The 23,287-nt window shown below is 64.9% G+C and carries 14 protein-coding genes; 7 read left to right on the top strand and 7 right to left on the bottom strand.

Annotation, left to right across the window (positions count from 1 at the left end):
- The 6 genes from hutG to AC1DYJ_RS22605 all read left to right on the top strand — a co-directional run bounded on the left by hutG (position 1) and on the right by AC1DYJ_RS22605 (position 15,147).
- Positions 1–813: an N-formylglutamate deformylase gene (hutG, locus tag AC1DYJ_RS22630; RefSeq protein WP_477282490.1), complete on the top strand. Its 813-nt coding sequence runs from the start codon at positions 1–3 to the stop codon at positions 811–813.
- 28 nt (positions 814–841) lie between these two features.
- A complete protein-coding gene (hutU, locus tag AC1DYJ_RS22625; protein WP_477282651.1) occupies positions 842–2,512 on the top strand; it encodes a urocanate hydratase in 1,671 nt (556 codons plus the stop codon).
- Between the two features lie 12 nt (positions 2,513–2,524).
- Positions 2,525–3,103: a HutD/Ves family protein gene (locus AC1DYJ_RS22620; RefSeq protein ID WP_477282492.1), complete on the top strand. Its 579-nt coding sequence runs from the start codon at positions 2,525–2,527 to the stop codon at positions 3,101–3,103.
- 312 nt (positions 3,104–3,415) lie between these two features.
- Entirely contained in the window at positions 3,416–11,995 is an 8,580-nt protein-coding gene (locus AC1DYJ_RS22615; protein WP_477282494.1) for a glycoside hydrolase family 94 protein, read from the top strand.
- A 344-nt stretch (positions 11,996–12,339) separates the two neighbouring features.
- Positions 12,340–14,112, top strand: a complete 1,773-nt coding sequence (locus AC1DYJ_RS22610; protein WP_477282496.1) for a glucan ABC transporter ATP-binding protein/ permease — start codon at positions 12,340–12,342, stop codon at positions 14,110–14,112.
- A gap of 282 nt (positions 14,113–14,394) precedes the next feature.
- Positions 14,395–15,147 (top strand): heme ABC transporter permease, encoded by a 753-nt coding sequence (locus AC1DYJ_RS22605; protein WP_477282498.1) that lies wholly within the window; start codon positions 14,395–14,397, stop codon positions 15,145–15,147.
- 12 nt (positions 15,148–15,159) lie between these two features.
- On the opposite strand, the gene AC1DYJ_RS22600 is transcribed toward AC1DYJ_RS22605, so the two are convergent.
- Positions 15,160–16,218, bottom strand: coding sequence for a D-TA family PLP-dependent enzyme (locus AC1DYJ_RS22600; protein WP_477282500.1), 1,059 nt, complete (start codon positions 16,216–16,218; stop codon positions 15,160–15,162).
- 143 nt (positions 16,219–16,361) lie between these two features.
- Between AC1DYJ_RS22600 and AC1DYJ_RS22595 the strand changes: the two genes are divergently transcribed.
- Positions 16,362–17,048: a D-lyxose/D-mannose family sugar isomerase gene (locus AC1DYJ_RS22595; protein WP_477282501.1), complete on the top strand. Its 687-nt coding sequence runs from the start codon at positions 16,362–16,364 to the stop codon at positions 17,046–17,048.
- 253 nt (positions 17,049–17,301) lie between these two features.
- On the opposite strand, the gene AC1DYJ_RS22590 is transcribed toward AC1DYJ_RS22595, so the two are convergent.
- From AC1DYJ_RS22590 to AC1DYJ_RS22565, 6 genes are read right to left on the bottom strand one after another with little or no spacing between them, the layout of a single operon-like run.
- Positions 17,302–18,168, bottom strand: coding sequence for an RDD family protein (locus AC1DYJ_RS22590; protein WP_477282503.1), 867 nt, complete (start codon positions 18,166–18,168; stop codon positions 17,302–17,304).
- Positions 18,155–19,174: a stage II sporulation protein M gene (locus AC1DYJ_RS22585; RefSeq protein ID WP_477282505.1), complete on the bottom strand. Its 1,020-nt coding sequence runs from the start codon at positions 19,172–19,174 to the stop codon at positions 18,155–18,157. The genes AC1DYJ_RS22590 and AC1DYJ_RS22585 overlap by 14 nt, the downstream gene beginning before the upstream one ends.
- Positions 19,171–20,481: a DUF58 domain-containing protein gene (locus AC1DYJ_RS22580; protein ID WP_477282507.1), complete on the bottom strand. Its 1,311-nt coding sequence runs from the start codon at positions 20,479–20,481 to the stop codon at positions 19,171–19,173. Before AC1DYJ_RS22580 ends, AC1DYJ_RS22585 begins: the two co-directional genes overlap by 4 nt.
- A complete protein-coding gene (locus tag AC1DYJ_RS22575) occupies positions 20,478–21,434 on the bottom strand; it encodes an AAA family ATPase (protein ID WP_112563586.1) in 957 nt (318 codons plus the stop codon). The genes AC1DYJ_RS22580 and AC1DYJ_RS22575 overlap by 4 nt, the downstream gene beginning before the upstream one ends.
- Positions 21,421–22,626 (bottom strand): DUF4350 domain-containing protein, encoded by a 1,206-nt coding sequence (locus AC1DYJ_RS22570; protein ID WP_477282509.1) that lies wholly within the window; start codon positions 22,624–22,626, stop codon positions 21,421–21,423. Before AC1DYJ_RS22570 ends, AC1DYJ_RS22575 begins: the two co-directional genes overlap by 14 nt.
- Entirely contained in the window at positions 22,623–23,255 is a 633-nt protein-coding gene (locus tag AC1DYJ_RS22565; protein WP_477282511.1) for a DUF4129 domain-containing protein, read from the bottom strand. Before AC1DYJ_RS22565 ends, AC1DYJ_RS22570 begins: the two co-directional genes overlap by 4 nt.
- Positions 23,256–23,287 lie beyond the last annotated feature (32 nt).

Below are 23,287 nucleotides of genomic sequence, written 5' to 3'. Positions count from 1 at the left end.
ATGACCGATTGGCTGACAGTAACCGAAGGCACCGCACCGCTTTTGGTGTCGATCCCGCATTGCGGCACCGATCTCGCTGGCATTGACGGCCGTCTGGTTTCGCCCTGGCTCGGCCGCCGCGATTGCGACTGGTGGATCGACAATCTCTATGATTTTGCCGCCGATCTTGGCGCGACTGTCGTGCATACGTCGATCTCTCGCACCGTCATCGACGTCAACCGCGATCCCTCGGGGGCTTCACTCTATCCCGGGCAGACGACGACCACACTTTGCCCGACCGAAACATTCGACGGCGATCCGCTTTATTTGCCCGGCGCGGAACCGATGCCGTCGGAGATCGATCAGCGCCGCATATCCTATTTCGTGCCCTACCATGAAATGCTGGCGGCCCAGGCCATCAGGCTGCGCGGCCTGCACGAAAAGGTGGTCATCTACGATTGCCACTCGATCCGTTCGGTGTTGCCGCGCCTGTTCTATGGCACGCTGCCGGTGTTCAATCTCGGCACCAATGACGGCCAGACTTGCGACCCGACGCTGCAGGCACTGGTCGGCCAGATCATGGTCGAAAGCGGTGAAAGCAATGTCATCAACGGCCGTTTCAAGGGTGGCTGGATCACCCGCTACTTCGGCAACCCGCAAGGCGGCTACCATGCCTTGCAGATGGAACTTGCCGATCGCGGCTATCTGCGCGAGCCCGAAGGCAAGGGTGAACCGGACAATTGGCCGGTGCCTTACGATGCCGCGTTCGCCGCGCCGATGCGCGCCACACTGACGAAAATCCTCCAATCCGCCATTGACTGGGCCGGGCGCTGAGCCGCCGCCTTACTCGAAAGGGACAATGATGAACAATCCTCGCCACAACATCCGCGAAGTGCGTGCGCCCCGCGGCGACAAGCTCAACGCCAAATACTGGACGACCGAAGCGCCGCTGCGCATGCTGATGAACAACCTCGATCCGGACGTCGCCGAAAACCCCAACGAGCTCGTCGTCTATGGCGGCATCGGCCGGGCCGCGCGCACCTGGAACGATTTCGACAGCATCGTCGCCTCATTGAAGTCCCTCAACGAGGACGAAACGCTGCTGGTGCAGTCCGGCAAGCCGGTCGGCGTCTTCCGGACGCACGCCGATGCGCCGCGCGTGCTGATCGCTAACTCCAACATCGTGCCGCACTGGGCGACCTGGGACAAATTCAACGAGCTCGATAAGAAGGGCCTGATGATGTACGGCCAGATGACGGCCGGCTCGTGGATCTATATCGGCACGCAAGGCATCGTGCAGGGTACCTACGAGACCTTCGTCGAGGCAGGCCGCCAGCACTACAACGGCAATCTCAAGGGCAAATGGATCCTGACCGGCGGTCTCGGTGGCATGGGCGGCGCCCAGCCTCTGGCGGCTGTCATGGCCGGCGCCTGCTGCCTTGCCATCGAGTGCAACCCCGACTCCATCGATTTTCGCCTGCGCACCCGCTATGTCGACGAGAAGGCCGAGACGCTCGACGAAGCGATGGAAATGATCGAGCGCTGGACCAAGGCCGGCGAGGCGAAATCGGTCGGCCTGCTCGGCAATGCGGCCGAGATCGTGCCGGAAATGTTCAGGCGCGGCATTCGCCCCGACATGGTCACCGACCAGACCTCGGCGCATGACCCGATCAACGGCTATCTGCCCAAGGGCTGGACGATGGCCGAATGGCGCGAGAAGCGCGTCAGCGACCCCAAGGCGGTCGAGAAGGCGGCCCGCGCGTCGATGCGCGAGCATGTCGAGGCGATGGTGGACTTCTGGAATGCCGGCGTGCCGACGCTCGATTACGGCAACAACATCCGCCAGGTCGCCAAGGAGGAGGGTTTCGAGAACGCCTTCGCGTTCCCGGGCTTCGTGCCGGCCTATATCCGCCCGCTGTTCTGCCGCGGCATAGGTCCGTTCCGCTGGGCAGCGCTCTCGGGCGATCCCGAGGATATCTACAAGACCGACGCCAAGGTGCGCGAACTGACCCCAGGCAACACCCATCTGCACAACTGGCTGGACATGGCGCGCGAACGCATTGCGTTCCAGGGCCTGCCGGCGCGCATCTGCTGGGTCGGTCTCGGCGACCGCCACAGGCTCGGCCTCGCCTTCAACGAGATGGTGGCCAAGGGCGAATTGAAGGCGCCCGTCGTCATCGGCCGCGACCACCTCGATTCCGGCTCGGTCGCTTCGCCGAACCGCGAGACGGAAGCGATGAAGGACGGTTCCGATGCGGTTTCCGATTGGCCGCTGCTCAATGCGCTGCTCAACACCGCGTCGGGCGCCACCTGGGTGTCGCTGCACCATGGCGGCGGCGTCGGCATTGGCTTTTCCCAGCATTCCGGCATGGTCATCGTTGCCGACGGCACGCCGGACGCCGCAAGGCGCCTGGAGCGCGTGTTGTGGAACGATCCGGCGACCGGCGTCATGCGCCACGCCGATGCCGGCTACGACATCGCGATTGCCTGCGCCAAGGAGCACCAGCTCAATCTGCCCGGCATTCTCGGCTGATTGGCTGAAACGATGCGCATCCTTCGTGCCGCCGACTACCGCAGCATGCCGTGGAAGAATGGCGGCGGCACGACGACCGAAATCACAGTCTCACCTGAAGGCGCCGGGCTCGACGATTTCGACTGGCGCGTCTCGATGGCGCGCGTCGAGGGCGGCGGCCCGTTCTCCGGCTTTGCCGGCGTCGACCGCACGCTGGCCGTGCTGGAAGGCGAGGGCATCGTGCTTGATATTGCCGGCCGGCCGCCGGCCGAAGTGACGGCGGCGTCCGCCCCGCTTGCCTTCCCGGCCGATGTGCCGACCACGGCCGCGCTGATTTCCGGCCCGATCACCGACCTCAACGTCATGACCCGCCGTGGGCGAGCCACACACACGGTCGAGCGCCTGCTGGTTTCGGCCCCGATTGATGTCAGGCCAACGACCGGAACGACCCTCATCCTGCCGCTAGACGGCGAGGTCGGCGTGACCGGCCCGGCAACTGCCAGCCTTGGACCTCGTGACACGCTCCTGATCAGCCCGGACGTCGCGGAACTGCACCTGGAACCGGCGCGGCCGACGACCGTGTTCGTGATCCGGATCGCCAGCCTGGCCTAGCCTCGCCACCGACAACGATTAACGCCTGTTGCCAAACATGATCGCACGCCGGAGAAATCTGGCGTAAGCTGTTGCCTGGATCACGAAAAAGCCTGAATCCTTCCGTCGTTCCAAGGCGGACGGGAGGGCAGGGGTGCTCGTCCTTGAGTTGTCGAAAGCCCCTCCTTGAAATGTCGAAGGGATAACGCCCCTGGCGTGGTGCGAAGCAAAACTTTCGGCCAGTGTAATTATGCAACCAATTGCATTTGAATCGGTTTTAGGGACATTGCCGTGGCGGTGACGCCGCATCGCGTCCCCCATGCGGAATTTTCAATGAATATCCAGACAAATCCTGCCCATATCGAAAAGACCAGCGCCAGCTTCCCGGTGATCACCGAAGAGCCGATACGCTCCAATTTCCTGCCCGAAGAGCGGCTGCGCGCGCTGGGCGACAGCCTCGCCAAGGGGGACGTCAAGGACCTGTTCGGCCTGACGCCATTCGAGTTCCAGGCCCGCATCCGCGACAGCGCCAAGAAAATCCTCGAAGTCTACCGCTCGACCAATGCCGCCCAGGCCAGGGGCGAAACCATTACGCCCGCCGCGCAATGGCTGCTCGACAACAATTATCTGGTCGAGGAGACCATTTTTCAGGTCAAGCGCGACCTGCCGCGCCGTTTCTACCGGCAATTGCCGACCCTGAAACTGTCCGACGGCGCCGCCGTGCCGCGCGCGCTGGCCTTGGCCTGGAGCTATGTCGCCCATTCCGACAGTTCCGTCTCGGCGACCATGTTCAAATCCATCGTCGAGGGTTTTCAGTCGATCGAGCCGCTGAAGATCGGCGAACTCTGGGCGCTGCCGTCGCTGCTGCGCTTCGTTTTGATCGAGAACCTGCGCCGCATCGCCGTGCGCGTCGACCGCACCAGGCAGATGCGTCATATCGCCAACGAAGTCGCCGATCGCGTGCTGGCGACCGACGACAATGCCGACCGCCAGAAAATCCTGTCGAGCTACGGCGCGCATGCCCAGGACACGACCTTTGCCACCCAGCTCCTCTACCGCCTGCGCGACGGTTCGCAGAATGCCGGCAGGGCGCTGGAATGGCTGGAGGTCGAGCTCGAGAAGACCGGCTCGGACGCCGAGGAAATCATCATTTCCGAGCATCGCACGCTGTCCAGCGGCAATGTCACCACCGGCAACATCATCCGTGGCCTGCGCCTCATCAACGACGTCGACTGGACGGTGTGGTTTGAAGGCGTCAGCCGCATCGACACGCTGCTGCGCGAGCGCACCGATTTCGCCGCGCTCGATTTCTTTTCGCGCGACCAGTACCGCACCTCGATCGAGCAACTGGCGCGCCGCTCCGACCTTTCCGAATTCCGCGTCGCCGAAAAGGCGATCGAACTGGCTGGTCATGTGCCGGGCGTCACCGATGCCTCCGGCGTGCCGGATGCAGCAGCGGATCCGGCCATGCATACCGATGTCGGCTTCTTCCTGGTCGGACCGCGCCGGCCGGAGCTGGAAAAGGCGATCGGCTACCGGCCGCCTTTCTATGTGACCTTCAAGCGCGCCTTCACCGCCACCGGCTGGCTCGGCATCGTCGTGCCGGTCTTCCTGTTGACGGTTCTGCTACTCGTTCTCTCCGGCAACGCACTGGCCCATCTCGGCCTGTCTGTGGCATCGATCACGCTGATGCTGGCGCTGTTTGCGGTGCCGGCCAGCGAAGGCGCGCTCGCTTTCTTCAACACCGTCGTCTCGCTGTTCCTGAAGCCAACCCGGCTTGTCGGCTATGATTACAAGCACGGCATCCCGGCCGCCTCACGCACGCTGGTCGTGGTTCCCTCGCTGATCGGTTCGCGCGACGATGTCGAGGAAAACATCCGTAACATCGAGGTCCATCATCTCGCCAATACGGCCGAAGAGATCCATTTCGCGCTGCTCTCGGACTGGCCGGATTCCAAGACCGAGATCGATGCCGCCGACATCGAAATCCTGCAATACGCCCGGGACGAGATCGCCAGGCTCAATGCGCGCTACCCCTCGGAAGGCGCGCCGCGTTTTTACATCCTGCATCGCCGCCGGCTCTACAACCAGGCGCAGGGCGCGTGGATGGGCTGGGAGCGCAAGCGCGGCAAGCTGCACGAGCTGAACCTTCTCCTGCGCGGCGACAGCGACACCACCTTCCTGCCGCTCGAAGTGCCGCTGCCGGAAAAGGTCGTCTATGTGATGACGCTCGACGCCGACACGCGCACCACGCGTGACGCGGTATCGTCGCTGGTCGGCAAGCTCTCCCATCCGCTCAACCGTCCGCATTTCGATGTGGCAAAGCGTGTCGTCACCGCCGGCTACACCATTCTGCAGCCGCGCATCACGGCCTCGCTCACCAGCGGCGACGATGCCTCGTTCTTCCAGCGCGTCTTCTCGGCCAACAGCGGTCTTGATCCGTATGTCTTTGCCGTGTCGGATCTCTACCAGGACGTGTTCAGCGACGGTTCCTTCACCGGCAAGGGCCTCTATCACGTCGACGCCTTCGAGGCGGCGCTGAAGGGCCGCATCGAGGAAAACACCATCCTCAGCCACGATCTGCTCGAAGGCGCGCTGGCGCGCGCCGCACTCGTCACCGATGTCGAACTGGTCGAGGACTATCCGACCCGCTATTCGGTTGACGCTTCCCGCCACCATCGCTGGGCGCGCGGCGACTGGCAGCTGCTGCGCTTCATCTTCTCCCCGCGTTCCGGCGTGCCGGCGCTGTCGCGCTGGAAGATGGTCGACAATCTGCGCCGTTCGCTGACCCCGATCTTCTGGGTGATGGCGGCGATCGCCGGCTGGACGCTGCTGCCCTTCACGCAGGCCGCTCAGTGGCAGGCGCTGCTGATCCTCAGCCTGTTCATGGCGCCGACCTTCGATGTGATCAACGCCATCCTGCCCAAGAGCGGCGACCAGACGCCGCGCGGCCATTTCTCCGCTCTGGCGCGCGACACGGTCTTTGGCACGGCGCTGGTGGCGCTGAAAGTGCTGCTGATGGCGCACAATGCCTGGATGATGGGCGACGCCATCGTGCGCACGCTCTACCGCCTGTTCGTCAGCCGCCAGAACCTTTTGGAATGGCGCACCGCCTCGCAGGCGCACAAGGGCGGCGACAACGATCTCGGCTCCTACTACAGCATGATGTATGGCGCCGTGATCATCGGCGTCGTCGGTCTTGCCATTCCTGTGTTGGCCGATTCCACCGGCGCCTTCGTCGCCTTCTTCTTCGCCCTGTTCTGGATCGGTTCGCCGGCCGTCGCCTGCTGGATCAGCCGTTCGGCCGAGACCGAGGATCGCCTGCGCATATCGCAGGCCGACATCCATGCGCTGCGTACCGTGGCACGGCGTACCTGGCACTATTTCGAAACCTTCGTCACGGCCGAACACCACAATCTGCCGCCCGACAATTTCCAGGAAAGCCCGGCGCCGGTGGTGGCGCCGCGGACATCGCCGACCAATATCGGCGTCTACCTCCTGTCGGTGGTTTCGGCGCGCGATTTCGGCTGGATTGCGCTCTCCGACGCCATCACCCGCATCGACGCGACGATGACGACCATCGAGAGCATGCCGCGCAACCGCGGCCACCTCTTCAACTGGTACGACACCACGACGCTGAAGCCGCTCTATCCGCTCTATATCTCGGCGGTCGACAGCGGCAACCTCGCCGGACATCTGGTCGCGGTCGCGGCGGCCTGCGCCGAATGGGCCGAAGCGCCGTCCGTCCACCTGCAGGGCGATTTCGAAGGCGTCCTCGACACGGTGACCATCCTTGACGAGAGCCTCGAGGAATTGCCTGACGACCGCCGGCAGTTGAGACCGCTGCGCCAGCGGCTCGCCGACCGTCTCGACGGCATGCGGCGGGCCGTGATGACCATCAAGGCGCAGCCGGAGATGGCCTCGATCCGCACTATCAATCTGGCCGTGCTTGCCGGCGAGATCCGCAAGCTCGCCACCGCCATCCACACCGAAGCGGCATCGCAGCGCAGCGACGTCATTGCCGATTGGGCAGCGCGGCTGGAAGCGACCTGCGAGGCGCATGTGCACGACTCGCACAGCGACGAGAATGCTATCGAAGCCTTGCGCGCCAAGCTGCTGGCGCTGCGCGAGCGCTGTCGCCGCTATGCCTTCGAAATGGATTTCTCCTTCCTGATGCGCCAGGAGCGCAAGCTGCTGTCGATCGGCTACCGGGTCGAGGAACACCAGCTCGACGAGAGCTGCTACGATCTGCTCGCCTCCGAAGCACGGTTGACCAGCCTGTTTGCCATCGCCAAGGGCGACCTGCCGACCGAGCATTGGTTCCGGCTCGGACGTCCCATCGTCGAGATCGGCTTCCAGGGCGCGCTGATGTCCTGGTCGGGCTCGATGTTCGAGTATCTGATGCCGCCGCTGGTGATGAAGGAGCCGCAGGGCTCGATCCTCAACCAGACCAGCAAGCTGATCATCAAGCGCCAGATCCAGTATGCCCGCTCGAAGAACGTGCCGTGGGGTATTTCGGAAGCGGCCTACAATGCCCGCGACCGCGAACTGACTTACCAGTACACCAATTTCGGTGTGCCCGGCCTTGGCCTGAAGCGCGGCCTTGGCCAGAACACGGTGATCGCACCTTACGCCACGATCCTCGCCGCGCAGTTCACACCGCGCGAATCCGTGCAGAATCTGGTCAGGCTGCGTTCGATCGGCGCGCTGGGACGGCACGGCTTTTATGACGCCGTCGATTTCACGCCGCAGCGCGTGCCGGAAGGCACCGACCATGCAGTGGTGCTGAACTATATGGCCCACCACTCCGGCATGTCGATCGCCGCTGTTGCCGACGCCATCTTCGAAGGCCGGCTGCGCGACCGTTTCCACAGCGATCCGGTGATCGAGTCTGCCGAACTCCTGCTGCAGGAGAGGGCGCCGCGAGACATCCCGACCGCCACCGTCAGGACCGAAGCCGACGAGCGCTCGAAGGACGAGACCGAGGTCGAAAGCCCGGACTCGCGCATCATCCTCGATCCGCTGAAGGCGCTGCGCGCTACCAGCGTCATGTCCAACGGCCGCTACTCCGTCATGGTCTCGGCGACCGGCTCCGGCTACAGCCGCTGGGGCGAACTCGCCGTCACCCGCTGGCAGCCGGACCCGACCGAGGATCGGCTCGGGTCCTATATCTTCCTTAGGGATGCCGGCAGCGGCGACTGGTGGTCGGCCACCGCGGAGCCGAGGCAGGCGACCGGCGAGCGCGTGCAGACGCTGTTTTCCGATGACAAGGCGAGCTTCGTCAAAACGGTGGGCTCGCTGCGTTCCGAAGTCGAGTGCATCGTCATCTCGGAAGGCAATGGCGAGGGACGGCGTGTCACGCTCTACAATGACGGCGCCACTGACCGGCACATCGAGGTGACCTCCTTTGCCGAGCTGGTGCTGGGCAACGAGGCCTCGGACAACGCCCATCCGGCTTTCTCGAAAATGTTCATCGAGACCGAGATATCAGCCAACAACGGCGCCATCTTCGCCACCAGGCGCAAGCGCGACAAGAACGAGCCAGACCTCACCATGGTGCATTTCGTCACCGATCCGTCGGGATCGGCGCGCGATGCCGAGGCCGAAACCGACCGCCGCGCTTTCATCGGCCGTGGCCGCACCATCGCCGAGGCCGCCGCCTTCGATCCCGGCGCCAAGCTTGGCGGCCATCACGGCTTCACGCTCGACCCGGTCGCGGCCCTGCGCCGCCAGGTGCGGGTGCCGGCCAACAAGAAGATATCGCTGACCTTCTGGACCGCTGTCGGCGCCAACCGCACCGAGCTGGACGAAGCCATTGCCAGGCTCGACCATCCCGAAAGCTTCGCCCGCCAGGCAATGCTCGCCTGGACCCGCAGCCAGGTGCAGACCCGCCATCTCGGCCTCAGCCTGACCGATGCCGCCAATGTGCAGAAGCTGGCGCGCTATCTGATCTATCCCGATCCGTTCCTGCGCCTGCCGGCCGAATCCATCGCCTCGGGGCTGGGCAAGCAGTCCAGCCTGTGGCCGACCAGCATTTCGGGCGATTTCCCGATCTTCCTGGTCAGGATCGGCGACGTCGCCGATCTCGAAATCGTCGCCCAAGCGCTGCGCTTCCAGGAGTATATGCGCGCCCGCGGCATGATGATCGACTTCGTCGTCGTCAACGAGCAGGCCTCGTCCTATGTGCAGGACCTGCAGCGCGCGGTTGAGACTTTGTGCGAAAACAGCCGCTTGCGCGGCAAGGAACTCGGGCCGCGCCAGCACATCTTCGCCGTGCGCCGCGATCTGATGGACGAGGCGACCTACAAGACGCTGCTGGCCGTCGCTCGCGTCGTGCTGCACACCCGCAATGGCACCATCTTCGACCAGATCGAGCGCGCTGAGGCGGCAGCCTTGCAGGCCCGCGACGCCTTGCAGCCGGCGGGTGCTGCGACCCTTCGCGAAACGGCTCTGCCAGTGCCAATGGCGCCAGCATACCATGCAGGGTCTGACACCAGTGCCGACGGCAGCGGGCTCAACCAATGGAACGGCTTCGGCGGTTTCGAAGGCGATGGCCGCCACTACGTCACCCGCCTTGCCGGCCGGCGCACGACGCCGCAGCCTTGGATCAACGTCGTCTCCAATGCCTCGTTCGGCTTCCATGTTTCGGCCGAGGGGGCTGCCTTCACCTGGAGCCGCAACAGCCGCGACTACCAGCTGACGCCATGGTCCAACGATCCGGTCACCAACCGGCCAGGCGAGGGCGTCTATATCTACGACCACGCCAGCGGCAAGGCGTTCTCGCCGCTCGCCGCCGTGGTCCGCGACCCCTCGATGACTTACGAGACATGGCACGGTCAGGGCTTTTCGACCTTCCGGTCGAAGCGCGGTCCGCTGTCGATGGATCTGACGCATGTGGTCGATCCGACCGATCCGGTGAAGATCACGCGGCTGCGCATCCAAAATTCGGGCTCGGCGCCGGCGCGGCTGCGCGTCTATGCCTATGCCGAATGGGTTCTCGGCAGCCATCGCTCGAGCACGGCGGCGACCATCATCCCGTCGAGGGACTCAGCAACCGGCGCGCTTCTGGCGCAAAACCCCTACGGGCTCGATTTCGGGGACCGGGTCGCCTTCCTGGCCGCCACCGGTCCGGTGCATTCGGTGACGGCCGATCGCGGCGAGTTCATCGGCAGGCAAGGCACCAGCGCCTTCCCGCACGCCGTCGTCAGCGGCGCCGGCCTGTCGGGCCGCGTCGAAGCCGGCGACGATCCATGCGCCGCTGTCGCCAGCGACATCGACATCCCCGCCGGAGGCGACGTCACGCTCGTCTGGCTGCTCGGCGACGCGGCCACGCCCGCCGAGGCGAGCGCGCTGGTGCAGACCCATTCGGGCAAGGATTTCGACCAGCGGCTGGCCGACAATGAACGCGTCTGGCGCGGCTTCCTCGACACCATTCAGGTCGAGACGCCGGACAAGGCACTCGACGCCATGGTCAACCACTGGCTGCCCTATCAGAGCCTGGCATGCCGCATCCGTGCCCGCTCGGCCTTCTATCAGGCCAGCGGCGCCTTCGGCTTCCGCGACCAGTTGCAGGACACGCTGGCCCTGCTGGCGCATGATCCGAAGCTGGCGCGCGACCAGATCCTCAACGCGGCGCGCCGGCAATTCCCTGAAGGCGACGTCCAGCATTGGTGGCTGCCGCGCACCGACGCCGGCGTCCGTACCTTGATATCGGACGACGTGGTTTGGCTGGCGCACGCCACGAACCGCTACATCGAGGTCACCGGCGACAACTCTATCCTCAAGGAGCAACTGCCTTTCATCGACGGGCAGGTGCTCGAAGAAGGCCAGCACGACGCCTTCTTCACGCCGGAAATCTCCAAGACGCACGCCTCGCTTTACGACCATTGCGCGCGGGCGCTTGACCTCGCCGTCAAGCGCAGCAGCCCGGCCGGGCTGCCGCTGATCCTCGGCGGCGACTGGAACGACGGCATGAACCGCGTCGGCGAAGCCGGCAAGGGCGAGAGCGTATGGCTCGGCTGGTTCCTGCTGAAGACGCTGGGCGACTTTGCTGCTGTCGCCAAGGGGCAAAGCGACACCAAGCGGGCGCAGGCCTGGCTGAAGCACGCCGACGTGCTGAAGCGGGCGCTGGAAAGCACCGCCTGGGACGGCCAGTGGTACCGGCGCGGCAGCTATGATGACGGCACGCCGCTCGGCTCGCACAATTCGGACGAGTGCAAGATCGACTCCATCGCCCAGTCGTGGAGCGTGCTCTCCGGCGAGGGCGACCCGGCGCGCTCGACCACGGCGATGCAGCAGGCGACGAACCTGCTCGTCGACGACAAGCTCAAGATCGTCAAGCTTTTCACCCCGGCCTTCCAGAACACGGAAAAGGACCCCGGATACATCAAGAGTTACCCGCCGGGTGTGCGCGAGAACGGTGGCCAGTACACCCACGCGGCGACCTGGTTCGTCATCGCGCTCGCCGAAATGGGCCGCACCGACGATGCCTATCGCTGCTTCTCGATGCTGAACCCGGTCAACCATGCGCTCGACGATGCGTCGGCCGAGCACTACCGGGTCGAGCCTTACGTCGTCGCCGCCGACATCTATTCAGGTGAAGGCAAGGGCGGTCGCGGCGGCTGGACCTGGTACACGGGCTCGGCCGGATGGCTTTACCGCGCAGCTGTTGAAGGCATTCTGGGCATCGAGCGGCGCGGCAAGCAGATCACGTTCCGGCCGAAACTGCCCAGCCACTGGGACGGTTACTCCGCCACGCTCAAGATGCTGGGGGCCGAGGTCAGGGTTCGCGTCATCCGCGACAAAAAGGCCAAGACCATCTCGCTCGAAGTCAATGGAACCAAGACAAAGTCTTCCGGCTTTGAGCCGAAAGCCGGTGACAAGACCGAGGTGGTCGTCAAGATACCCGCGTAAAATCAAAGGCTTGAACCAATTTGCGCGCGCCTTTCAGGGCGCGCGTTTCTATTTGGTCATGCGCATGGCGCAAAGCAGCCCTGCTTCTTATGTATTGGCGCTGTCGGCTGTGGGTGATTAAAAATGTGGCAGCCTTGGGCACATGCCATGATTTTGCCGCAAGACTGACATTTCACCTTTTATCTCAAACCGTTAGGTGATCACGACAGATTTCGCAACGTCGTCATCTTTTGTTCGCAGAATGGGAACGGAAGAGCTAGACGGGCATTGTTTTGCGACCCGTTAACCGGTACGTGTCAAGAAATGGTGCAGTGCACAATGAATGTTTGGGCGGAGTAGCTGAAGTGTCACTTCTGCAAATCTACTGGAGAGCGCTGGGTTATCTCGCAGCCGACAGGAAACGCGTTGCGTTGATCTGCGGTGCGAATGTCACGCTCGCCATCATCGCCATCCTCGAGCCGATCATGTTCGGCCGGGTGATCGACGCCATCTCCGATAAGGGTTCGGTGTTTTCGACGCTGGCCCTCTGGGCCGGCCTCGGCGCCTTCAACATCGTCGCCTTCGTGCTGGTGGCGCGTGGCGCAGACCGTTTTGCCCACAAGCGCCGCAGCGAAGTGCTGTGCCAGTCGTTCGAACGCGTGATCACCATGCCGCTTGCCTGGCACCATCAGCGCGGCACCTCCAACGCGCTGCACACGCTGCTGCGCGCTGTCGAGACCCTGTTCAGCCTGTGGCTTGAATTCATGCGCCAGCATCTGTCGACGGCCGTTGCGCTGGCGCTGCTTATCCCGACCGCGATCAGCATGGATCTGCGCATGTCGCTGGTGCTGATGGGCCTTGGCGTTCTCTATGTCGGCATCGGCCGCCTGGTGATGAAGCGCACCAAGGCAGGCCAGGCCGCCGTCGAGCGCCACTATCACAAGGTGTTCGCGCATGTGACCGATTCGGTCAGCAACGTCGCCGTGCTGCAGAGCTACAACCGTCTCGGCCACGAAGCCGATACGCTGCGCCGCTACGTCAAGAACCTGCTCGATGCGCAGAACCCTGTGCTCGACTGGTGGGCGATGGCCAATGCGCTGCACCGCCTGTCGTCGACCATTTCGATGATGGTCGTGCTGCTGATCGGCGCCTATCTCGTCACCCATGGCCAGCTCAAGATCGGCGACGTCATTGCCTTCACCGGCTTTGCCACGCTGCTGATCGCTCGCCTCGACCAGATGTCGGCTTTTGCCAACCAGATTTCGGAAGCCCGCGCCAAGCTCGAGGACTTCTATCATCTCGAGGATTCGGCCGCCGACGCTGCCGAGCCGGATGGCTTGCGCGATCTCACCAACGTCACCGGCCATGTCCGCTTCGAGAATGTCGGCTTCGAGTTCGGCAATTCGGGGCAGGGAATCGACGACGTGTCGTTCGAGGTCCAGGCCGGCCAGACCGTTGCCATCGTCGGCCCGACCGGCGCCGGCAAGACGACGCTGATCAATCTTCTGCAGCGCGTCTTCTCGCCGTCCCACGGCCGTATCCTGATTGACGGCCTCGACACCCGCACCGTGACCCGCAAGTCGCTGCGCCACTCGATCGCCACCGTCTTCCAGGATGCCGGCCTGCTCAACCGCTCGATCGAGGACAACATCCGCGTTGGCCGCGCCGAGGCGACCTATGACGAAGTCCATGCCGCAGCCGACGCTGCCGCTGCCCAGGATTTCATCCTGGCCAAGAGCGAAGGCTACGACACGGTCGTTGGCGAGCGGGGCGGCCAGCTTTCGGGCGGCGAGCGTCAGCGTATCGCCATTGCCCGCGCCGTACTCAAGGACGCGCCGATCCTGGTGCTCGACGAAGCGACCAGCGCGCTCGACGTCGAGACCGAGGACCGCGTCAAGGAAGCCATCGACGAATTGAGGCGCAACCGCACCACCTTCATCATCGCCCACCGCCTGACCACCGTTCGCGACGCCGATCTGGTCGTGTTCATGGACAAGGGCAAGGTGATCGAGATGGGCGGCTTTGCCGAACTGTCGCTGCGCAACGGCCGTTTCGCCAGCCTGCTGCGCGCCGGCGGCCTGCTCAACGACGAGGAAGTCCGCCGCCTCAGCCGCACGGTGAATATCGAAGCGGCGTAAGCGCGACGCTTTCCCTTCTCCCCCTGTGGGGTGAGCAGCCGGTTCGCGAAGCGAATTCATCGTGCCGGTGGCACGATGAAAGGCCGGCGAACGCCGGGACGCTGCGAAGCAGCGGGGACCCGGCAGGGGTGGATCGGCCGGCACCCGGCCCTTCGCATGGCTCAGGGCGTTCGAAGCTTGAAAAGCCAAGCAATTGGCTTTTCGTCCGCTACGCGGACCGCTTCTCACCCTGCGACATCCGCTCGATTGCCCCAAAGCCGCCGGCGGTCTATTTAGGTCGGCATGAGCGACACCTCTTCACGCCTCACCGGCTGGACCGACCTCGCCAACCCGACACGCTTTGTCGGGCTGGCCGACAGGCTGGTGCCTTGGCTGGCGTCGATTGCGGCGATCCTGCTCGCCGTCGGCCTCTATATGAGCTTTGCCGCGCCTGAGGATTTCCAGCAGGGCATGACGGTACGCATCATGTACATCCACGTGCCTTTCGCCTGGCTCGCCATGATGTGCTACACGGTGATGGCGGTCGCCGCGCTCGGCACCCTGGTCTGGCGGCATCCGCTGGCGGACGTTGCGCTCAAATCGGCCGCCCCGATCGGCGCCACTTTCACCGCGCTTGCATTGGTCACCGGCTCCATCTGGGGCAAGCCGATGTGGGGCACCTGGTGGGTGTGGGATGCGCGCCTGACCTCCGTCTTCGTGCTCTTCCTGATGTATCTCGGCATCATCGCGCTGACGCGTGCGCTGGATGATGCCAGCCGCGCCGCCTTGGCTGCCGCCATCATCACGCTGGTCGGCTTCATCAACATCCCGATCATCAAATTCTCGGTCGACTGGTGGAACACGCTGCACCAGCCGGCTTCGGTGTTCCGGCTCGGTGGGCCGACCATCGATCCCAGCTTGCTCTGGCCGCTGCTGGTTATGGCGCTCGGCTTCACCGTGCTGTTCTTCGCCCTGCATTTGACGGCGATGCGCACGGAGATCTATCGCCGCCGGGTGATCGCCATGCGCAGGGTAGCGGCACGGCAGGCTAACTGACGGCCCAAGGCCTCACCCCATCCGCCCGCGCGCTACCACCGGCAGCGTCTCCAACACCTTGTCGCCATCGATCAGATGCACCTGGTCGAACAGGTTCGTCACCACACAGCAATGATCCGGCACCACGCGCACGCGCTCGCCGATGCGCAGGCTCGCGCCGTCCGACAGTGTCACCGTGCCGTGCTCTTCGCTCAAGCCGGTGACGCGGGCGCCGGGCATACCGAGCAACTCGCCAAACTCGGGCAATCCCAGCGTGTCGCTGGACAGCGCCTTGCTGCCGCTGTCCAGAATGGCGCGGGCCGGCGTCGGGTGGCTCACCACGGTTGCGAGCACCGTCAGCGCGCAATCGTCGAGCGTGCCGACGCCTTTGGCGACCTGGTAGCGGTCGAGATAGATGTAGGTGCCGGGGCGGTATTCGGTAACGACGCTGTCCTCGCCGGAGCGCCACATGTCCGGTGTGCCGCCGCTGGAGATGCGTTCACAGGCGAGACCCGACGCGGCAAGCGTGTGCTTGGCGCCGGCCAGCCAGGATTCGGCCTCGGCGGCGCGGCCTGCCGCGGGGTAGGTCATCAGCCCGCCGAAGGTGAGCCCCTTGGCCTGATCGATTACTTTTGCCAGCGCCAAAGCCTCGGCGACGCTCTGCACACCGCAACGGCCCATGCCGGTGTCGCACTCGACCAGAACGGGCAGGGGATGGCCGGCATCGGTGAAAGTAGCGGCGAGCCCCTCCAGCGTCTCGTGGCTGTCGGCCGTCACCGACAGGGTGACGCGGCCGTGCAGCGCCTTGAGGCGCTCCAGCTTGGCGCGGCCAAGAATGTTGTAGGGTAGAAAAATGTCGGAGAGCCCGGCATCGGCCATCACTTCGGCTTCGCCGATCTTCTGGCAGGTGATTCCGACAGCACCAGCCGCCACCTGTTTCTTCGCCCAGTACGGCAGCTTGTGCGTCTTGATATGCGGTCTGAGTTTTAACCCGTGGCGGTCGGCATGCGCCTGCGCTTTGAGGATGTTGGCTTCGGCGCGGGCCGCATCGATCAGGATCGCCGGCGTATCGAGGTCGTCTATGCCTTGCATGAATGTCACCTTGGGAAATTTGGCTGGACTTATGGCCCCGATCGGACCGGATGTCATGGGGCCAGCGTGCAGTTTGCGTCGACACCGCAACGCTGTTCGGCTATGCGCTTTAGGCAGGAACGCGACGCCAAGGGATCACGACCATGAAACGCTCCACCGTCAACGACATCATTCGCGATGCCGACGCCTTCATCCGCTCGTTCGGCTACATCATGCCGCCTTTCGCCTACTGGTCACCGGAGGAGATGAAGGCGCGCAAGGTCGATTCCTCGGCTATTTTCACCTCGCGGCTCGGCTGGGACATCACCGATTACGGCCAGGAGAAATTCGACGAACTCGGCCTGTTCCTGTTCACCGTGCGCAACGGCGTCTATGCCGACATGAAGAAGGGCATGGGCATGCTCTATGCCGAGAAGATCATGATCTCGCGCAAGGACCAGCTGTCGCCGATGCATCGCCACAACATCAAGGCCGAGGACATCATCAACCGCGGCGGCGGCAAGCTGGTGCTCGAACTGTTCATGCACGATCGCGACGGCGGCATCGATCCCAAGGCTGAGGTGTCGGTGCCGGTCGACGGCACCATCCACAGGCTGCCGGCGGGCGGGCTCTTGAAGCTCGACCCGGGCCAGAGCGTGACCCTGATGCCCGGCGTCTGGCACGCCTTCTGGGCCGAGGGCAAGGACGTGCTGATCGGCGAGGTCTCGACCGTCAATGACGACCTCACCGACAATGTCTTCCGCGAACCGATCGGCCGCTTCTCCAACATCGACGAGGACGTCGCGCCGGTGCATCTGCTGGTGTCCGACTATGAGAAGTGGGTGGGGTAGCGAGAGGTACCCCATTTCATCGGCTGGTGCTGCCCCTCATTGTCCTGCCGGACATTTCTCCCCGTATAGTGACGGGGAGAAAGATGCTATCGCGGATGGTTTCGCCAATACCCAGCGTTGCAGAATAAGCGCCGCGTTGCAGCCAGCCTTCTTCTCCCCGTCTCTATACGGGGAGAAGGTGCCGGCAGGCGGATGAGGGGCGGCGCTGGCGTTCCATGATTGCTACCACGCGCTTATATGATCCCCATCATTTCTACCGCTGATACTTGTCCGCCTTGCGGGTGCCCAGCAGAAGCTTGCGTTCGAGCTGTGCCCGCAGCTCGCCGTAATAAGCAGTGAGGAAGGCCCTGGAATCGACCGGCTCGATCGTCATGCCGATCTTGCGCCCGATCGTCTCGGCCACGGCTTTCAGCGCGAAATAGTCGTCGCGGCGCAGCACCTCTTCCAGCTTGTGCAGCTCAGCGATGCCATAGGCGTCGAGCTGGGCCTGGGTGAAGCGGAAGGCGCGGGCGGTGGTGTTTTGCCGTTGCGACAGGTCCTCGACCAGCGCCAGTTTCGGCGCTTCGACCACCCAGGTTCCGGCCAGCAGGTCGCCGATGCGCATGCGGTCGCGGTTGAACAGCGGGAAGAGCGCAAACAGGAGCGTCCAGACCAGTCCGAAGATCGTCGACAGCGTGTCGGCGAGCCCCATCTCGCTGCGGCCGAGAATGATCGACAGCGGCAGGAAGATCTCGATCTCGCGCATCAGATTGCGGGCGATGACCTGGTCGACCGACAGGCCGGCGCCGCTGCGCGACGCCACTCGGATGCCGAGCATCCGCTTGCCGGGCGTGGCGGCACGGCGGCCGGCCTCGAAGACGATGAAATAGGCGTTGCGCAGGAAGAAGATCAGGATGATCCAGACGATGAACAGCGGCTGCGCCCCTTCGCCCTGGAGGCCGGCCAGCCCGAATAGCGCGACGACCGTGATCACGATGGCGGTGACGATGATGATCACGAAGTCGAGCAGGAAGGCGGCGGCGCGGGTGCCGGCATCGGCGAGCTTGATCCGGAGATCGACGCCTTCCGGCGTGATCAGCGGCCGTATCGTCGAGACGGCAGCGCGCCTAGCGGTCGCCACGGCGAACCACCCTGAACAAATAGAAATAGCAAAGCCATAGCGTCAGCATGCCACCGCCAATGGCGTAGCGTGTACCGTCGCTGGTGATGACCTGCCTGCCGATGCCTTCGAGCAGGCCGGCACACAAAAGCATGATCGTCACCCCGACCATCGTGGTGGCCGCCACGCGCCCGGCATCGGCCGCCGCCGTCATCCGGGTCAATTCGCCGGGGAAGGCGATGCGCGTGCCGATGCGCATGCCGGCAGCGCCGGCAAGCGCGATCGCGAACATCTCGGTGGTGCCGTGGATGGACAGCCATCCGCCGAGCTCCAGCCCGAGCCCCTTGGCGACGTAGATCTGGAACATCGCGCCGAGCAGGCAGCCATTCATCAGGATCAGGAGCACGCTCGGCACCGCGAAGGCAAAGCCGAGCGCGAAGGCCAGGATCGCCACCTGGACATTGTGTGTGAACAGAAAGGCTGCGAAGCCCGACAGGAAGTTGCTGTCGGCGCCATCGTAGAGCACCTGCCGCAGCACTTCGGCCGATGCGTCCGGGTTGCGCCCGCCGGCGAGGCTCGGCGGAATGATGGCGTCGTACCAGCCCTTGTCTTTCGTCACCAGCCAGTAGCCGGCGCCGAAGCCGACGAAGGTCAGGACGACCGACAGCACCGTTTCGCGCCACAAATCGCGGATGGCGTTCGGCCAGTCATGCAGGAAGAAATCGCCGATGCGCTGGCGCAAGCTGCGGCGTGCGCCATAGAGATAGAAATAGCCGCGCAGGCATAGCGCTTCGAGATAGCCGACCAGCGCATTGTCGAGCGAGGTCGCCCGCGCCACCGAGAGCGAGGACAGCGCCGAGCGGTAGAGCAGGGGCAGCGACAGCAACTCGTCTTCCGAGAGCGTGCGCGGCGCCCGTTTCTCGACCCGGGCGAGCAGCGCCTCGAACGCCTTCCAGTCGGCCTCGCGCTCCGAACGGAAGCTCGCCAGCGACTGGCGCACGGCGTCCTTGCCGACCAGCGCGTTCACAACAGATCCTCCCGCTTGAGCTCGAGATAGCGCTCGACCAGCGCCGGCCCCAGCCTCTGGTGGTAGGCTTCGATGACATGGGCGCCGAGCAGCCGCAGCCGCCCGATGACGACCTGCCTTTCGCGCAGCAGCCCGCCGGCGACGACCGAGCGCGCAACGTCCTCCGGCGTGTCCGGCGGCATGTCGGCCAGCGTCTCCAGCTCGACATCCTTCATCATCATGAACAGCACCAGATGCCGTTCGGTGAGCCGCCCGACCGTGCGCAGCATCAGTTCGGCGCTGATCGGATCGACGAAGTCGGTGAAGATGATCACCAGCGAGCGCCGGTCGAGCCGCGCCGCAAGCGTCGTCAGCGCCAGGGTGAAATTGGTCTCTTCGGTCGAATAGTCGATCTCGGCCGCCCGCTTCTGGATCATGGCGAAGCTGGCCGAGCCGCGCACGGCGCCGCTGGAAACGCGCGGCCGCGCATCGAAGCCGAACAGGCTGACCATGTCGCCGCCCTTCAGCGCAATGAAGGCCGACAGCAGTGCAGCGGTGACGGCGCGGTCGACCTTCGGCACACCATCGACGGGCTCGCACATCAGCCGGCCGCTATCGATGGCCAGCACGATGTTGTTGTTCTCCTCGATGCGGAACTCGCGCGCCAGAAGCCTGCCGTGGCGGGCGCTGCGCTTCCAGTCGATCATGCGCCGGCCCATGCCGGGCTGGTAGTCCTTCAGCGCCTCGAATTCGCGGCCCTGGCCGGCACGGCGCTGCGCATGGCCGTCGGGCAGCGCCTGGCGCTGCAGAAGCGTGATCGCCTCGTCGCGGGCGCTGCTGACATTGGGCAGCACCGCGACCTTGCTGTCCATCGGCAGCACGACCTGGTTCCAGACCAGCCCGAACGGCCCGCGCCAGCGCACCCACAAGCGGTCGAACCTGGCCATGCCGCGCCGCAGCGCCTGAAATTTGAGGTCGAGCGATGCGCTGCCGGCCTCGGCAGCCAAAGCGCCGCCGGTGCCGCCCAGCGGCGCCAGCCGCTCATCATGGCCGAGACGCGCCTGCACCGCGCGCGGGCGTCCGCTGAGCCTGGCGGTGACATTGACGGTAAACTGGCCGCCGACGCTGACCTGCGGCGGGGCATGGATGGTGGCGTTCAGAGAAGCGCGCCCGCGCCCGGCGGCCGCGTCCACAGCCAGGAAAGCCAGCAGCACGCAGATCCACAGCAGGCCGAGATACCACAGCGACGGCAGCGCGAGCGCGATCAGGAAGGCCGGTATTGCCCCTGCCGCACCTGCCCAGACTGCCCGGCCGCTTGGATAGATCAACGTGGCGCTTCCGTCTGGTCGACAAGGTCGGTGACGATCTGCTCGACCAGGCGGCCGTCGATCTGCGCCGCCGGTGACAGGATCACCCGGTGGCGCAGCGCCGGCACCGCAAGCGCCTTGACGTCGTCGGGGATGACATAGGCGCGCCCGTCGAGTGCTGCCCGGGCGCGCGCGGCCCTCGCCAGCATGGCGCCCGCGCGCGGGCTGGCGCCAACCTCGAGGTCCGGGCTGGCGCGCGTGGCCCGCACCAGCCTTGCGATATAGTCGACGACATCGTCGACAAGCGTGACCTCGCCGACCGTCGCCAACGCCTTTTCCAGCGTCTTGCGGTCGGCCTGGGCGGTGATGCCGTATTGCTTGATATCGTGCGAGGCGGTGCCGCCGCCATGGTGGATGATGATCGCCTTTTCCTCTTGCGCGTCGGGGTAGCTCACCCGGTGCTTGAACAGGAAGCGGTCGAGCTGGGCCTCGGGCAGGGGATAGACGCCCTGGTGTTCGATCGGGTTCTGCGTCGCCACAACCATAAAGTTCTGGCCAAGCGAATGGGTGGTGCCGTCGAAGGTGACGGCATGCTCCTGCATCGCCTCAAGGAGGGCGGCCTGGGTCTTGGGTGGTGTGCGGTTGATTTCGTCTGCCAGCAGCAGGTCGCAGAAGATCGGACCGTGCGTCAGCGTGAATTGCCCGGTCTGGAAATTGTAGATGTTGGAGCCGACGATGTCGCCGGGCATCAGGTCTGGCGTGAACTGGATGCGGCCATAGGCGACGCCCAGCGCCTGGGCGAAGCAGCGCGCCGTCATCGTCTTGGCCGTGCCCGGTGGTCCCTCGAGCAATATATGCCCGCCGGCGAACAATGCCGTCAGCATCAGATCGACCGTATCGTGTTGCCCGGTGATGGCCTTGGCCACCTCTTCCCTGATCTGTGTCGCCAGGGCCTTCACATCATCGACGTTCACCGAGCCTCCTTGCCGTCCAGTCGTGCAGCTTTTCGGCTGCCGCATGCATTTGTGTCAGGGTCTTTGCCGCGTCGGCGGCCTGCAGGCGGGTCGTGAATCCGCCGGCCTCGTCCTTATCGCGGGAATCGAGCCAGCGGTCGAGCGCTTCGCCCTGCAAACCATGCGGCGCGCCGAGCAGCGCGCCGGCGCGCACCCGCGCCAGCGCGCCGTAGCGGTCGCCCAGTTCCTCGAGCCGGCCGGCGCGGCGCAACAGCATCGCCGTAGTGTCGACCAGCGCGCGCTTGCCGAAGGCGATGGCGCGCTGATCGGCCCGCGGCGGCCCGAACCGGCCAAGGCCATGCAGGAACGCCAGCGCCGCCGCCGCCAGGATTGTCAGTGTCAGCGCCAGGAATGGCGGCTCGACCAGAAGCTTGGCGAGATCGTATTTTCGTCCCACGCCATGCAGCGTCAGGTCGAACATGACGGGACCCTCTTCGGGCTGCAGGAACTCGATCAGCTTCAGTGCCGCCGCTGCCTTGTCGGGATCCTTGAGCGCCGCATTGTTGATCAGGTCGGGGTCGGTCAGGATGTAGAACCGCTCGTCTTCCACCTCGGTCAGCACCGCCTTGCCATTTCCGGCGGCAATCAGCGGGTGTTCGTCGGCCACCCACTGCAACTGGTCGGGAACGTTGACCGTCTGCCCAGCGACGTCGATTTGTTTGACCGTGACCTCGCCCCCGCCGACCTTGGCCTTGGCGATGCGGCCGAGCCAATCGTTCACCACGACGTCTGGGAGCCGCTCGATCTTCATCTCCCAGCCCTCGTGCTGGAACAGCGGCAGCGTCGCCCATTTGGGCAGCACGAACAGCGTATCCATGCCCTTGCGAAGCTTGATGATGTTGGCGAGCGCATCCGGGTCGCTGTCGGGCGAAATGGTGACGATGAGCAGCATTTCGGTCTCGAGATCGCTGTCGGACCGCGCCATATCGGGGGCTTCGCCGGTCARCTCCAGCCATTCCGCCAGGCCGGCATAGCCGATGCCGCTCTTCGACAGCGGCGTCGCGCCGCCGACATGCGGCTGGCGGAAGTCGGGGGCATAGGTGGACAGCAGGAAGAAGCCCGCCGCCGCGAGCAGGCTGGCAAAAATCCCCCAGAACAGCGTCCTTCGGCTGAACGGTTCCTGCTGGGCGATGTCGGCGGTCGAAGCACTCACACCCAGGCATCCCTGAAGACGAATCGCTCATAGGCGCCGCGCGCCTCCTGCCAGCCCTCGGGGCCGACCGGCCGGCGCGCGAACAGCGCCGCCTCGACGATGCGCGCGATCTGGGTGAAGGCGCTGCGCGCTCGGGTCGGGATCGACGCCGCGCTGGCGATGTCGCGCGCGGTCAGCGACGGGCGCAGGAAGTCGGGCAGGCGCCCGGCGATATCGGCGACGCTGCGGCGAAGCAGGAGATGCACCGCCTCGTCATACTCGCCGCGGGCAGCCAGCGCATCGGCTTCCGACAACAGGATCTGCGCCGCACCGACGTCGGGACGCCATGTCGCTTCCGCCTCGGCCACGCTCTTCTTGCGCCGCCAGGGCAGGCGCCAGGCAACGCCTTGCACCTCAAGGAAAATCAGCAGCAGGATGATCGCGGCACCTGTGATCACCGCGCCCCAGAACAGGTAGATCATGTAGGGGCCAAGCCAGTTCAGGAACTCGCCGAACGGCTTCAGCCACTCGGGCGGTTCGGGTTGCTTAAAGGCCGGCAGGTCGAACTGGATCGAATCGTCCGACAGCAACTGCTTGTGCAGCTTGGCCAGCCATTCGGCTTGCGCAGCATCCGGCTGTGCAGCAGTCACCTTTTCGCCCCCATGCAACCCGCGGTTCGCGG

The organism is Mesorhizobium sp. P2_B11 (genome assembly GCF_056404855.1).
Note: the sequence above shows the minus strand (reverse complement) of the source record. Positions and strands in the feature narration are given on the sequence as shown.

Excerpts from the sequence above, each read along its gene's own strand:
- hutG (WP_477282490.1), top strand. The coding sequence starts at position 1 with ATGACCGATTGGCTGACAGTAACCGAAGGCACCGCACCGCTTTTGGTG.
- hutU (WP_477282651.1), top strand. The coding sequence starts at position 842 with ATGAACAATCCTCGCCACAACATCCGCGAAGTGCGTGCGCCCCGCGGC.
- AC1DYJ_RS22620 (WP_477282492.1), top strand. The coding sequence starts at position 2,525 with ATGCGCATCCTTCGTGCCGCCGACTACCGCAGCATGCCGTGGAAGAAT.
- AC1DYJ_RS22615 (WP_477282494.1), top strand. The coding sequence starts at position 3,416 with ATGAATATCCAGACAAATCCTGCCCATATCGAAAAGACCAGCGCCAGC.
- AC1DYJ_RS22605 (WP_477282498.1), top strand. The coding sequence starts at position 14,395 with ATGAGCGACACCTCTTCACGCCTCACCGGCTGGACCGACCTCGCCAAC.
- AC1DYJ_RS22600 (WP_477282500.1), bottom strand. The coding sequence starts at position 16,218 with ATGCAAGGCATAGACGACCTCGATACGCCGGCGATCCTGATCGATGCG.
- AC1DYJ_RS22595 (WP_477282501.1), top strand. The coding sequence starts at position 16,362 with ATGAAACGCTCCACCGTCAACGACATCATTCGCGATGCCGACGCCTTC.